5 protein-coding genes are annotated in these 14790 nt (G+C 74.0%); all 5 read left to right on the top strand.

Features of this window, described 5'->3' with window-relative positions; genetic code table 11:
* Positions 1-239 precede the first annotated feature (239 nt).
* The 5 genes from IE107_RS30540 to IE107_RS30560 are packed head-to-tail and all read left to right on the top strand — an operon-like array spanning position 240 to position 14787.
* On the top strand, positions 240-1586 hold the full coding sequence (locus tag IE107_RS30540; RefSeq protein ID WP_189547608.1) for an MFS transporter: 1347 nt from the start codon (positions 240-242) through the stop codon (positions 1584-1586).
* Positions 1570-5094, top strand: coding sequence for a non-ribosomal peptide synthetase (locus tag IE107_RS30545; RefSeq protein ID WP_189547609.1), 3525 nt, complete (start codon positions 1570-1572; stop codon positions 5092-5094). Before IE107_RS30540 ends, IE107_RS30545 begins: the two co-directional genes overlap by 17 nt.
* On the top strand, positions 5079-6131 hold the full coding sequence (locus IE107_RS30550) for a MupA/Atu3671 family FMN-dependent luciferase-like monooxygenase (protein WP_189547610.1): 1053 nt from the start codon (positions 5079-5081) through the stop codon (positions 6129-6131). Before IE107_RS30545 ends, IE107_RS30550 begins: the two co-directional genes overlap by 16 nt.
* Positions 6132-6184: 53 nt before the next feature.
* The gene (locus IE107_RS30555; protein ID WP_189547611.1) at positions 6185-10837 is read left to right on the top strand and encodes a non-ribosomal peptide synthetase; all 4653 of its coding nucleotides are present in this window, start codon (positions 6185-6187) and stop codon (positions 10835-10837) included.
* On the top strand, positions 10834-14787 hold the full coding sequence (locus tag IE107_RS30560; protein WP_189547612.1) for a non-ribosomal peptide synthetase: 3954 nt from the start codon (positions 10834-10836) through the stop codon (positions 14785-14787). Before IE107_RS30555 ends, IE107_RS30560 begins: the two co-directional genes overlap by 4 nt.
* The last annotated feature ends 3 nt before the right edge of the window (positions 14788-14790 follow it).

Consider the following 14790-nt stretch of genomic DNA (forward strand, 5'->3'; position numbering starts at 1 on the left):
TCCCGTTCCCTCGTTCGCCAGGGGAACGCAGCGGTAATCGATGGCCGCATGATGACCCCCGTTCGACTCAGGCAGGGATCCGTGGTGATCCGCAGAGGATGCGACATGCTGGGGGATTGAGGCGTGGCAACCAATCGATTCGACGGCTCGGGCACGATGTGCCGGATGCCGGTGCACAAGGGATCCGGATCCTGATGGGCACCCGGATATCAACGGACATTCCCGGTCGCTTCTCGGGAATGGGGCCCTTCCTCCTCGTCTGGTCCGGTCAGGCGGTGTCCCTGGCGGGCAGCGCAGCGGTGCGGTTCGCCTTCATCGTCGAGGTGTGGGCGTCCGGCGGGAAGGCGACCGCCGTCACCGTCCTCTCGCTCTGCGCCATGCTGCCGCAGGCCGTGTTCAGCCCTATTGCGGGTGCGATCGTCGACCGGATACCCAAGCGCACCGCGCTCCAACTTGCCGACGCCGGCGGGCTCCTCGTGGTGGGCACGCTGGCCCTGCTCCACTACCTCGGCGCATTCCACGCCTGGCAGGTCTATCCGGCCGCCGTGCTGCTCGGAGTCTGCGCCGCCTTCCAGTTCCCGGCCCTGTCCTCCGCCGTTCCTCTGCTGGTCCGCAAGGACCAACTGGACCGCACCAACGGACTGTTGGCCGGAGCGAAGAGTGCCGCCGGAATCGGCGGCCCCGCGCTGGGCGGTCTGCTCGTCGCCCTCTTCGGGATCGGCCCGACGCTCCTGGTCGATGTGGCGAGCTACGCGTTCGCCCTCATCGGCATCCGGATCGTGCGGTTCAACGGCGACCGGGTGACGAAGGAAGCCGGCGCACCGCGCAGGCGGATCACCGCCGATGCCGTCGAGGGGCTGCGCTATCTGTTCCGGGTGCCCGGCCTGCGTGATCTGATCGTCAACTTCTGCGTCGTCAACCTCGTCATGGTCTTCGGTTTCGCCCTCATCTCGCCGATGGTGCTGATCCGGGACGGCAACGGGGCGCTCGCCGCGGTCAATACCGCGGTCGGCATCGGCGGAGTGGCCGGCGCCCTGCTCATGGCGGCCTGGGGCGGGCCCGCGAACCGGGGCCGGGGCATGATGCTCGGCGTGGTCGGCATGTGCCTGTCCGCCCTGGTGGTGATGAGCCTGGTGGACGGGGTGACCGGCTGGTGCCTGGCCATTCTGGTCGGCGCCCTGCTCATGACGGTGGTCAATGCCTCGATGCAGACGATCGTGCAGACCAAGGTCCCGCACGAATGGCAGGGCCGGGTCTTCGGCGCGGTGATGTTCCTGTCGCAGATCTCCGTGCCCGTGGCCATGGCGGTCTCCGGACCGCTCGCCGACCACGTCTTCGAACCGCTGGCCGCCCGGGGCTCCGGGCTCTTCACCGTGCTCGGTCCCCTCGTCGGCGACGGTCCGGGCAGCGGCATGGCGGCCATGTTGTTCCTCGCCGGCATCGGCGGGACCGGGGTCGCCCTCTGGGGACTCGCCAGCCGCTCGATCAGGAACATCGACGACCTGCTGCCCGACCTCGACGCCCCGCAGGAGCCGGCCGGGCAGAGCGAGTGCCGAGGAGGTGAGCGCGATGAGGTGCGTGCATGAACTGTTCGAGGAGCAGGTGGCACGGACACCCGGCGCGACGGCGCTGATCCACGAGGACGAACGGATCGACTACGCCGGACTCGACGAGCGGGCGGCCCGGTTGGCGGGTCTGCTGGCCGCGCGGGGCATCCGGGCCGGTGACACGGTCGGGGTGTACCTGGAGCGCTCCACCGCGCTCGTCGTGACGGTGCTCGGCATCCTCAAGGCCGGAGCCGGCTACGTGATGCTGGACCCCGGCTTCCCCGCCGAACGCCTGCGCGTCATGGCCGAGGACGCGAAAGCGGCCGTGGTCGTCTCGGCCCGCGACGCCGCACCCGGGATGCTCGACATGGCGCAGGTGCACATCGAGGACGTCCACGGGGCGCAGCCGCTGCCGCGCGGCGCGGTCCCGGTCCGGCCCGACGACATCGCCTGCGTGATGTTCACCTCCGGGTCAACCGGTCGGCCGAAGGGCATCGCCTCGTCGCACCACGCGATCGCGTCCACCCTCACCGGGCAGACCTTCGCCACCTTCGGCCCCGGCTCGGTCTGGCTCCAGTGCGCTCCGCTGTCCTGGGACGCGTTCGCCCTGGAGCTGTGGGGGCCGCTCATGAACGGCGGGACCTGTGTCCTGCACCCCGGACAGCGCCCCGAACCCTTCGTGATGGCACGGCTCGTCGCCGAGCACGGCATCACCTCCATGTACTTGTCGGCGTCCCTGTTCAACGTCGTCGTCGACGAGTACCCGCGGGTGATGGACGGACTGCGGGAGCTCGTGGTGGGCGGCGAGGCCCTGTCCGCGCCGCATGCGGCCCGAGCCCTGGAGCGCCGGCCGGCGCTGCGGCTGAGCAACGGCTACGGACCCGTCGAGTGCATGGTCTTCCTGACCGTCCACCCGGTGGCCCTCGCCGCGCTCGGCGAGGGCCCGGTGCCGATCGGCCGTCCGCTGGCGGGCAAGCGGCTGTACGTCCTCGACGAGGAGCTGCGTCCGGTTCCGGACGGTCGCACCGGTGAGATCTACGCCGCCGGGGCGGGCCTCGCCCGCGAGTACCGGGGACGTCCCGCGCTGACCGCCGAACGCTTCGTCGCCGCCCCGTCCGGTGAGCGCCTCTACCGCACCGGCGACCTCGGGAGACGGCGTGCCGACGGAGTCCTCGAATACCTGGGCCGGGCCGACAGCCAGGTGAAGATCCGGGGCTTCAGGGTGGAGCCGGGTGAGGTCGAGAGCGTACTGACCCGGCACCCCGGCGTCGACCGGGCGGCGGTCGTCGCCCATGAGCACCCGGCGGGCGACCGGCAGCTGACCGCGTACGTCGTACCGAGCAGCGGTGCCCGAGGGGGCTTCTCCGAAGCGGAGTTGCGTGCCTACGCCCGCGGTGTGCTGGCCGACTACCTGGTCCCGGCGGTCTTCGTACCGCTGGACGCGCTGCCGCTCACCCCCAGCGGAAAGCTGGACCGGGCCGCCCTGCCGGAGCCCGGAGCCGCAGCGGCCCTTCCCGGCCGGGCAGCGGCGAGCAGTACCGCGGCCGCGTTGTGCGAGCTGTTCTCCCAGGTGCTGCGCACCGGTCCGGTCGGCCCGGACGACGACTTCTTCTCCCTCGGCGGCCACTCCCTGCTTGCCGCCCGGCTGCTGGGCCGGATCCACACCGTGCTCGGCGCCGAGATCGACATCCGCGGGCTCTTCGAGGCACCCACCCCGGCACTGCTGGCCCCGCTCGTCGACACCGCTCCCCCGGCTCCTGCCGCGACTCCCGCCGCGCCCGGCACCGCCTCCGGCGCGCTCCCGGTGTCGCACGCGCAGCACCGGCTGTGGTTCCTGGACCGGATCGGGGCGGGCGCCGCGTACAACCTGCCGATGCTGGTCCGGCTGCGCGGCACGGTCGACGCGGACGCGCTGGAGGAGGCGCTGGCCGCGGTGGCCGGCCGGCACGAAGTGCTCCGCACCGTCTTCGGGGAGTCCGACGGCGCCCCCGTACGACGGGTAGTGAGCGGGGAGGCCGCGCGGCCTCCCTTCCGCCACCTGAGGGTCGCCGGGGACTCGATGCAGCAGGAGATCGAACGTGAGGCCCGTCGCCGCTTCGACCTGCGGGCCGAACTCCCGGTGCGGGCCACGCTGTTCACCAGTCAGGAGCGGCCTCAGGAGCATGCGCTGCTGGTGCTGGTCCATCACATCGCCGGGGACGGGTGGTCCCTGCGGCCGCTCTTCCGCGATCTGTCGCGCGCCTACCGGGCGCGGGTGAGCGGCGCGGACACGGCGGGGCTCGCCCCGCTCGCCGTCCCGTACGGGGAGCACGCCCGGCACCAGCTCGACCGGCTCGGCTCACCGTCCGATCCGCACGCGCTCGCCGCCCGCCAGCTCAGGTACTGGCGCAAGGAGCTGGACGGACTGCCGGCCGGCGGTCCGTTGCTGCCCCGCCGTGCCGGGCGCCCCGCCGTGCCCGGTCCGGCCGCGCGGGTGGTGGTCCGCCGGCTCGGTGCGGCGGCCCACGCCCGGGTGGTCGAAGCGGCCCGCGCCCGGGGCGCCACCCTCTTCATGGCCCTGCACGCCGCGCTGGCCACCGTGCTGGTGCGGGCCGGGGCGGACGAGGACCTGGCGATCGGCGCCCCGGTGGCCGGGCGCGCCGCAGACGGCAGCGTCGAGGACGTCGTCGGGTTCTTCGTCAACATGCTGGTGCTGCGCACCGATCTGTCCGGCGACCCCACCGCGGCCGAATTGCTCACCCGGGTACGGGAGACGGACCTCGCCGCGTTCAGCCACCAGGACGTGCCGTTCGAGGACGTGGTCGACGGCCTCAACCCGCCCCGCTCCCCGGGCCGTCAGCCGTTCACCGATGTGGTCCTGGCGCTCCAGAACAACGCGCGGGCCGAGGTGACGCTGCCCGGTGCCGAGGACGGCGTCGAGATCGTGCGCACCGGCGCCGCCCGGTTCGAACTCCTGGTGGACGTCACGGACTCCACCTCGGAGCTGGGCGCGCCGGACGGGCTGACGCTGACGTTCGAGTACCGCGAGGAGGCGCTGGAGGCGGACTTCGTCCAGTGGCTCGCACACGCCCTCCCCGAGGCCCTGGAGGCTGCCGCGGCCGCCCCCGGCACGCCCTTGTCCCAGCTGAATCTCACCGCGCCGCCCCGGCGGGCCGGCGAGGACGACCGGATCGCGGCACCCAGCCGGCGCCGGGGCGCCGCCCAGCGCCCGATGACCGCCCTGGAGCGGGAGATCGCCGCGGTGTGGCGCGAGGTCCTCGGCGTACCGGTCACCGGCCCGGACGACGACTTCTTCGCGCTCGGCGGCAACTCCCTGCGCGCGGTGCGGACCGTGGCCCGGCTCGGCGCCGACAGACCGGCAACGGTGGCCCAGCTGTTCGCCGCGCCCACGGTCGCCGCCTTCGCCGCCGAGCTGGAACGGGCGGTCGCCCGGCCCGCACCGCCCTCCGTGTCCGCCATCCCGCGCCGCCCCAGGGTGCCGCGCCGTCCGCAACCCCAGACCCAGCCCAGCAGAAAGCAGGAGGAGTGGCAGTGGACCTCAGTGTGATGTTCTTCGGTGCGGACAGCACCACCGGCGGCGGGGCCCGGCACACCGAGACCTACGAGGACATCCTCGCCGTGGCCAGGACCGCCGACCGGCTCGGCTTCCACGCCGTCTGGACCCCCGAGCGCCACTTCCAGCAGGTGGGGCAGGTCTTCCCCAGTCCGCCGGTACTCAGTGCGGCGCTCGCCGTCGCCACCGAGCGGATCGGGATCCGCGCGGGCAGCGTCGTCCTGCCGCTCCACCACCCGCTGCGGGTGGCGGAGGACTGGGCCGTCGTGGACAACCTGTCGCACGGGCGGGTGGGTCTCTCCGTCGCCACCGGCTGGCACTCCAAGGACTTCACGCTGGCCCCCGGGAGTTACGCGGACCGCCGGCGGACCGCCCTGGAGACGATCCCGCGGCTGCGGTCGCTGTGGGCGGGCGAGGCCGCCGAGTACCCCGACGGCACGGGCACCCCGGTCTCCGTGACGCCCCAGCCCCGGCCCGTACAGGACACCCTGCCGCTGTGGCTCACCACGTCCGGCAATCCGGAGACCTGGGAGGCGGCCGGACGGATGCGCGCCGGGGTACTCGGCGCGACCGTCGGTCAGAGCCGCGACGAGCTGGCCGAGAAGATCGCCCGCTACCGCGCCGCCTGCGCGACGGCCCCCGACCAGCGGGGCACCGACGCACACGGCCGGGTCACTCTGATGGCCCACACCTACGTCGGCGCCGACGACGCGGAGGTCCGCCGGATGGCAGGCGCGCCGCTCAGGACCTATCTCGCCTCGTACGTCCGCCAGACCGCGGCGAACCGCTCCGCGGACGCCACGACGGCGGCTCTCACCGACGAACAGACCGCGATGCTGGCCGACTTCGCTTTCGAGCGCTATCTCGGCTGGGGCAGCCTGCTCGGCTCCCCCGGCCACTGCGCCAAGATGCTCGCCGATCTGGCCGAGCTGGGCGTCGACGAGGTCGCCTGCTTCATCGACTTCGGCATCGGACGCGACGACGTACTGGCCGGTCTGCACCGGTTGGCCGAACTGAAAGAGAACCTGTGATGAGCGCCCCCACCGTTTCGCGCCCCGTCCCGGGTGCCGCGTCCCCTTCTTCCATGGCCGACCGGTTCGGCGCACTCGGCAGGGAGCAGCGCATCCGTCTGATGCGCCGTCTGCTGGAGGCCGGGCGGGCCCGCGAGATACCCGCCGTCATACCCCCGCGCGACCCTGCCCGCCGGGTGCCGCTGAGCCCCGCGCAGCACGACCTGTGGGTGTACGACTCGCTGTATCCCGGCACTCCCGCGCTCAACCTGTGCGCGGCGTACCACTTCGATCAGCCCGTCGACCCGGCGCATCTGGAGGCGGCGCTGTCGCTGATCCAGCGTCACCACGACATCCTGCGGACCCGGATCGTGACGGACCCGTCGGGCGAGCTGCACGTCGAGTTCCACGACGAAGCGACCTTCGACCTGGAGCGCGAGGATCTGCGGGGCACCGCCGGGACGATCGACGAGGCCTTCGAGACCTTCCGCAGCCGCCCCTTCGCCCTGGGCCGGGACAAGCTGATCCGGGCCCGGTTCGTCCGGGTCGACGAGCAGCGTTCGACGCTGATGCTGAGTCTGCACCACACCATCAGCGACTGGTGGTCGTTCGACGTGCTGCAGAACGAGTTCGCGCAGGCGTACGGCGCCCTGCGCGACGGCCTGGAACCGCCACTCGTCCGGCCCGCCGTCCAGTACGCCGACTTCTCGTCCTGGCAGAGCGAGCTGGAGGAGTCCGGGGTCTTCGCGAGCCGCCTCGACTTCTGGCGCCGCTATCTCGCCGACCCGCCCGGCCCGCTCACCGTGCCGGGCGGCGCCGCCGCCGTCACCGAGGGCGACGGGATCGCGCAGGTCCCCTTCCACATCGACGCGCCTACCACGGCCGCCGTGCGGGCCCTGGCCCGGGAGCGCGGTGCCTCCGTCTACGTCGTCCTGATGGCCGCCTTCGCCGTGCTGGCCCACCGGGTCAGCGGCGCCGACGACCTGGTGCTCGGCACCCCCATCGCCAACCGCGCGGCCAAGGGCCTCGATCAGGTCATCGGGTACGTCATGAACGCCGTGCCGACCCGCTGGAAGGTGACACCGGAGCGGTCCTTCGCCGATGTGCTCGCCGCCTTCGCCGTCGACTTCCCGGATCTGATGGCCAACTCGGACGTGCCCGTGGGCCGGATCGTGTCGGCCGCCGCTCCCGAGCGCAGCGCGGGCCGGGCGCCGCTGTACCAGTGGGTGTTCATGCACCTGACGCAGCAGCCCAGCGTCTCGGTGATGAAGGAGTTCGCGGAGCCCGAGCGCATCCACACCGGCGGCGAGCACGACCTCGTCGGCGTGGTGAAGGACAGCGGTGACGGCATGGAGGGCAGCTTCGGGCTGCGTACCGATGTCTTCAGCCCCGAGACGGTGGCCCGCTGGACCCAGTGCTACGTCGAGCTCCTGCGGCGGATCACCGCCGACCCCACCGCGCTCATCGGGGACATCGACCTGGTGCCGGGTGCCATGCGCGACGAGCTGCTCGCCGGATCCGCCGGGCCCGCCGCCCCCGCCCCTCTCTCGCTGCCCGAGCTGGTGGCGCGGCAGGCGGCCCGCACACCGGAGGCACCGGCCGTCGAGTCCCCGGGGCAGACCCTGAGCTACGCCGGACTGGACGACCGGGTGGCCCGGTTGGCGGGCAGGCTGACGCGGCTCGGTGCGGGCCCCGGGCAGGTCGTGGCCCTCGCCCTCGCCCGGGGCAGCGACTGGCCGGTGGCGGCGCTGGCCGTCCAGCGGGCCGGCGCCGCCTATCTGCCCCTCGACCCCGCCCACCCGGCCGAGCGGCTCCGCCGGGTCCTGGCCGAGGCCGCGCCCGTGCTCCTCGTCACCGAACCCGGCGCCGCTCCCCTGGAGACCGGACTGCCGACCCTGGTCCTCGACGAGGACGCCTGGGCCGGGGAGCCGCTGCCGCCCGGCGGCCCGGCCCCCCATGATGTCGCCCACGTCATCCACACCTCCGGCTCCACCGGCGCCCCCAAGGGCGTGGTGGTCACCCATGCCGGGGTGGCCGCGCTCACCCGGAGCCTGGTGGACGGCATCGGGCTGGACGCCGACAGCCGGGTGCTCCAGCTCGGGCCGCCCTCCTTCGACATCTCCGTCGGCGAGCTGTGCCTGGCCTTCGGCTCGGGCGGAACCCTGGTGCTGCCGCCCCCGGGTCCGCTCGTGGGCGAGGCCCTCGGGACGGTGCTGACCGAGCGGCGGATCTCCTGCGCGTTCGTCCCGCCGTCCGTGCTCGCGACCGTACCGGCCGGAGCCCACCCGGATCTGCGGGCCCTGGTCGTCGGCGCGGAGGCCTGCCCGCCGGAGCTGGTGGCCCGCTGGGCCACGGCGGGGCGGCGCTTCCACAACGTCTACGGGCCGACCGAGTCGACCGTCGTCTCCACCGTCTCGGGACCGCTGGACGCCGACGGCACGGCGCCGCCCATCGGCGCACCGGTGGCGGGCACCACCGCCTATGTCCTCGACGAGCGGCTCCGTCCGGTGCCGGCCGGGGCGGGCGGCGAGCTGTACCTGGCGGGTGCCGGGCTCGCCCGTGGCTACCTGGGCCGTGCGGCGCTCACCGCCGAGCGGTTCGTCGCCGACCCCTACGGTCCGCCCGGCAGCCGGATGTACCGCACCGGCGACCTCGCCCACCGCGACGACCACGGCCGGACGTACTACCTCGGGCGCGGCGACGAGCAGGTGAAGCTGCGCGGGCTGCGGATCGAGCCGGGCGAGGTCGCCGCCGCGCTCGTGGAACACCCCACCGTGGCAAGGGCGGTGGCCGTCGTACGCCGCGACCGGGCCGGCAGCGCACAGCTCGTCGCCTACGCGGTGCCCGCGCCGGGAGCGGAGATCGACGAGGACGCGCTGCTGCTGCATGCCTCCGGGCGGCTGCCCGCGGCCATGGTCCCGGCCGCCGTGGTGGCGCTGGACGCACTGCCGCTGTCGTCCCACGGCAAGCTCGACCGGGACGCCCTGCCCGCGCCCGCGCCACGGACCGCGGACACCGTCCGGCTCCCCGGATCGGCGCGTGAGGAGATTCTCTGCGGGCTCTTCGCCGAGCTCCTGGAACTCGAACAGGCCGGTGCCGACGACGACTTCTTCCGGCTCGGCGGCGACAGCATCATGGCGATCCAGCTCGCCGCCAGGGCGCGGGCGGCCGGTCTCGTGCTCTCCCCGCACGACGTGTTCACCGTGCGCACGCCGGCCCGGCTGGCCGTGCTGGCCCGCACGCCCGACGGAGACGCTCCGGAGCGGGAGGACACCGGAACCGGGCGGCTGCCCCTCACCCCGGTGATGCACTGGTGGCGCGAACAGGTCCGGGACACCTCCGTGTTCACCCAGTCCATGCTGTTCCCGCTGGCACCCGGCACCGGACTCGCGGCGATCCGGGCGGCCGTCGCCTCGCTCGTCGAACGGCACGCCGCGCTGCGGATGCACCTGGTGCGCGGGGACGACACCGGCTGGGAGCTCCAGGTGCCCGAGCAGAGCCCGCCCGCCGAGGCGGCGGCCGTCCGGCTGGCCGTGCCGCCGGACGCGGATCTGCAGTCCCGGGCGACGGAGCTGGCGCGCACCATCGCCCTGCGGCCCGAGCACGGCGAGATGGTGCGGGCGGTCTGGCTCGACCCCGGGCCCGGCCGGCCCGGCGCCCTTCTGCTGACCGTGCACCACCTGGCCGTGGACGGCTACTCCTGGCGGGTGCTCGGCCAGGAGCTCGCGGCGGCGCTGGACGGCGACGCCGAGGGCGACCCGGCGCCCGCCCAGAGCGCCTCGTTCACCCGGTGGTCCCGGCTGCTCTCCCAGGAGGCCGGGCTGCGGCTCGGTGAACTCCCCTGGTGGGAGCGGCAGCTGGCGGACGACACGGCGAGCCTGGCCGACGGCCTGGGGTCGGACGGGCAGCGGGAGACCTTCACCTTCGAGCTGGACCCGGGGCTCACCCGCGGTGTGCTCGTCACCGTGCCGGGCGCCTTCAACTGCCGTCCCGACGCGGTGATGCTGACCGCGCTGACCGCGGCGGCCGTCCAGCGGCGGGGCACAGGCTCCGCGCTCGTCGTCCATCTGGAGGGCCATGGGCGCGAGGCCGTCTCCGCCCAGGTCGATGTGTCCGGCACTGTGGGCTGGTTCACCACGCAGTACCCGGTCCGCCTGGACCTCGGTGCCGCCCCGGTGACGCCCGGCGGCCGCCCCGGAGAGGCCCTGAAGTGTGTCAAGGAACAGCTGGGCTCGGTGCCTTCCGGCGGACTCGGCTGGGGTCTGCTGCGCTACCTCGACCCCAGGACCGGCCCGGCGCTCGCCGCGCTTCCGGTCCCCGACGTCCGCTTCAACTATCTGGGCCGGTTCGCCGCGGGCGACGCGGCGGGCGGGCGGCTGCTGGAGCCGGGCCCGGACGCCGTACCGCTGGCGCACACCCTGGAGGTGGACGTGCTGGCCCGTGAGGGGAACGGCGAGCCGGTGCTGGAGGCGAGCTTCTCCTACCCGTCGGGGGTGCTCACCGAGGACGAGGTGCGGGCCCTGGCCGGGGCGTGGACCGAGGCGCTCGGCGTCCTCGCGGACCACTGCGGGCCGGACGGCGGAGCCGTCCACGATCCGGCCGACTTCCCGCTCGTCGACCTCACCGGCGACCAGCTCGAACTGCTCGGGCAGGACATGGACTTCGGCGACCCCGACGCCGGCTTCGACGGTGCCGGCTCCGCCGACGGCGAAGGGGAACGACGATGAACGCGCGCATCGCGGACGTGCTGCCGCTCTCCCCGCTCCAGGAGGGCCTGCTCTTCCAGGCCGCCCGGCAGACCGAAGGGCCCGACCCCTATCTGGTGCAGGCCCGGTTCCTGATCGGCCCCTCGGTCGCCGCGGAAGCGGTACGGGCCGCGGTCAGCGCTCTCCTGGACCGGCACCCGAATCTGCGCGCCTGCTTCCGGCACGAGCGCCTGGACCGGCCGGTCCAGGTCGTACCGAAGGCGGTCCGGGCACCGTGGACCGAGGCGGACCTGACCGGTCTCGCCCCGGACGCGGTGCGCCTACGGACCGACGAGGTGCTGCGCGAGGACGCGGCGCTCCGCTTCGACCTGGCCCGCCCGCCCCTGGTCCGTGCCACGTTCCTGCGCAACGACACCGGCGCCGAACTGATCGTCTCCTTCCACCACATCCTGCTGGACGGCTGGTCGATGCCGGTCGTCGAACGGGACCTCGACGCCCTCGTGACCGGCCGGCCGCTGCCGCCCGCCGCGCCCTACCGGGACTACCTGGTGTGGCTGGGCGGCCGGGACCGGCACAAGGCGGAGGCCGCCTGGTGCGAGTCGCTGGAGGGTCTGGAGCGGCCCGCGCTGCTGGCCCCCACCGGACCGGACACCGCACCCGACCGTTCGCAGCTGTGGCTGCCCACCGGCCTCACCGAGCTGCTGGTCCGGCGGGCCGCCGCGACGGGCGTCACCCTCAACACCCTGGTGCAGGTCTCCTGGGCGCTGGTCCTGGCCGGGCTGACCGGCTCCCGCGACCTGGTCTTCGGCGCGGTCGTCTCGGGGCGCCCGCACGACCTGCCGGGCGTCGAGTCCATGGTGGGCCTGTTCATCAACACTCTGCCGGTCCGGGTACGGCTGCGGGACGGCGAGCGGGTGGAGCAGCTTCTCCTGCGGATCCAGGAGGAGCAGTCCCGGCTGCTGGAGCACCACCACGCCCGCACCGCCGAGGTGCAGCGCGCCGTGGGGGTGGGTGAACTCTTCGACTCGGTCATCGCCTTCGAGAACTTCCCCAGGGGTGCCGGGAGCGACAACGGCGCCAGCGCCGTCCGCCTGACAAGGGTGACGGACGCGACGCACTACCCGGTCACCGTCGCCGCGGTCGCCGAGGACCGGCTGCTGCTGTCGGTGAGCTGCCGCCGCGGTATCTCCGCCGACGCGGTCACCGAGCGCCTGGCGCACGTACTGGAGCAGCTGGCCCGCTCGCCGCGGACACCGGTGGAGGACATCGACGCCCTGCCCGCGGCGGAGCGGCGGCGACTGCTGGCGCTGGCGGACGGCCCGACCCGGGCGCCCGCCGCACCCGCCACCCCGGCCGGGCGGTTCGCCGCCCAGGTGGCCCGTACCCCGGACGCACCGGCCGTCGACACGGACGGCGAACTGCTCAGTTACGCCGGGCTCGACGCCGCGTCGGACCGGCTGGCCGGCCGTCTCGTCCGGGCCGGTGTGGCACCGGGTCACACCGTGGCCCTGATGCTCCCCCGATCGGCGTCCGTGGTCGTGGCCCAGCTCGCGGTCCTCAAGGCAGGTGCCTGCTGGCTCCCCCTCGACCCGGCGCAGCCGCCGGAGCGGCTGGCCCGGCTGCTGTCGGCGGCGGCCCCCTCGCTCGTCCTCGCCTCGGGGACGGGCCCGGCTGCCGCCCGGCTGCCCGCCGGCACGCCGGTGCTCGACGTCACCGAGGAGTCCGGGGCCGCGCCCTTCGAGGCCGTTGCCGCCGATCCCGGGGCCGCCGCCTGCGTGATCCACACCTCCGGCTCCACCGGGGAGCCCAAGGGGGTGGTGGTCCCGCAGCGGGCGATCACCGAACTCGCCGCCGACGCCCGCTTCGCGGGCGGTGCCCACGACCGGGTACTGCTGCACAACCCGTACACCTTCGACGCCTCGACCTACGAGGTGTGGGTTCCGCTCCTGAACGGCGGGACGGTGGTCGTCGCCCCCGCCGAGGCGGTCACCCCCGACCTGCTGGAGCGGGTGGTCCGGGAACGGCGGGTCACCGCGCTCATGCTCACACCCGAACTGCTGCGCACCGTCGCGGAGATCGCGCCCGGGGCACTGTCCGGGCTCCGCGAGGTGTGGTCCGGCGGCGACGTTCTCGCACCCGACACCGTGCGCCGGATCCGGGAACACTGCCCGGACACGGCCGTCGTCAACGGATACGGCCCCACCGAGACGACCGTCTTCGCGACCGCGCACACCGCGTCGCGGGATGCGGCGGGGCCCCCGGGCGCCGTTCCCATCGGGCGTCCCCTGGACAACACCCGCGCCCATGTCCTGGACGCCCGGCTGCGCCCCGTCCCGGCGGGCGCCACCGGTGAGCTCTACATCGGTGGCAGCGGGCTCGCCCAGGGCTACCTCGGGCGGCCGGTCCCCACCGCGGAGCGGTTCGTGGCCGATCCGTACGGGCCGCCGGGCAGCCGCATGTACCGCACCGGGGACCTGGCCCGCTGGACGCCGGACGGTGTGCTGGAGTTCGCGGGGCGGGCCGACGACCAGGTCAAGGTGCGCGGTTTCCGGGTGGAGCCCGCCGAGGTCGAGGCCGCACTGGCGGGCTGTCCCGGCGTGGCGCGGGCCGTGGTCGGTGCCCGGCGGGACGCGTCGGGCGGCAAGCTGCTGGCCGCCTGGCTGGTGCCGGCCGAACGCGAGGACGGGGAGGAGCAGTGGCAACGGACCCTCGCCCGAGTGCGGGAGCAGACCGCCGCGCAGTTGCCGGCGCATCTGGTGCCTTCCCTGTGGGTCCGGATCGACGAGGTACCGCTCACCCGCCACGGGAAGGCCGACCGGGCCGCGCTGCCCGAGCCCGGACCCGCCCGGGAACCGGCGGCCCACCGGGCGCCGCGCACCGCGCGCGAGCGGGAGCTGTGCGCGCTGTTCGGCACGGTGCTCGGCGTCCCCGCGGTCGGACCCGACACCGACTTCTTCCTGGCGGGCGGCCATTCACTGACCGCGCTGCGCCTGAAGTCGAAGATCGAGACGGTCCTCGGCGTACGGATCCCGGTCTCCGCGCTGTTCGACTCGCCGACCCCGGCCGCTCTCGCCGCCCGGCTCGACGCACCGCAGGCCACGAACGGCCCCGCTCCCAGGACACCGCTGCGCGCCACCCGCGAGCATCCCGCGACGGCGTCCGGCGAACCGCACCACAACAGCCTGGAACCGGTGCTCACCCTGCGCACCGGCAGCGGGCGCACCCCGCTCATCTGTGTGCACCCGGGGCTCGGTCTCAGCTGGTCGTACGTGAGCCTGCTGCCACATCTCGATCCGGCCCGCCCCGTGCACACCCTGCAGAGCCCGGCACTGCTGAACGGTGTCGGTCAACTCCCTTCCACCATGGGCGAGATGGCGGATCAGTATCTGCACCGGGTGCGGGATCTCCAGCCGCACGGACCGTATGTGCTGATCGGCCGGTCCTTCGGCGGCCCGCTCGCCCACGAGCTGGCGGTGCGGCTGCGCCGGGCCGGTGAGGAGGTCAGGATGCTTGCCGTCGTGGACGCCATGCCGATGCCGGAGGAGATCAGACGCACCCCGCTGGACCCCGCCGCGGTGGAGGACGAGATGCTGCGCATCCTGCTCCACTCCCACGCCCCTGAACTTGCGCCCCCGGCCGGGAGGTTGGAGCGGTCCGCAGTGTTCGCCATGGCCCGCGAAGGGGCCTTCGACGGCCTTTCCGCCGCGCGTCTGCACCACCTCGTCGACGCCGGGGCGCACCACACCAGACTCGTCCGGGAGTGGCGCCCGTCCCCCTACGACGGCCGGACGACGCTCTTCTCCGCGACGCACGACGACTGGCCGACCACGGCCGAGAAGACCGCGGCCTGGCAGCGCGTGACCGCAGCGCTCGATGTGCACGAACTGGACTGCGGTCACAGCGACGTACTCACCCCGGGCCCGGCGGCGGAGATCGCCGCGGTCCTCGAAACCGCCCTCCGAGGGGACTGAAAC

This window comes from Streptomyces gelaticus, from assembly GCF_014649535.1.
In the GTDB taxonomy this organism is placed as follows: domain Bacteria; phylum Actinomycetota; class Actinomycetes; order Streptomycetales; family Streptomycetaceae; genus Streptomyces; species Streptomyces gelaticus.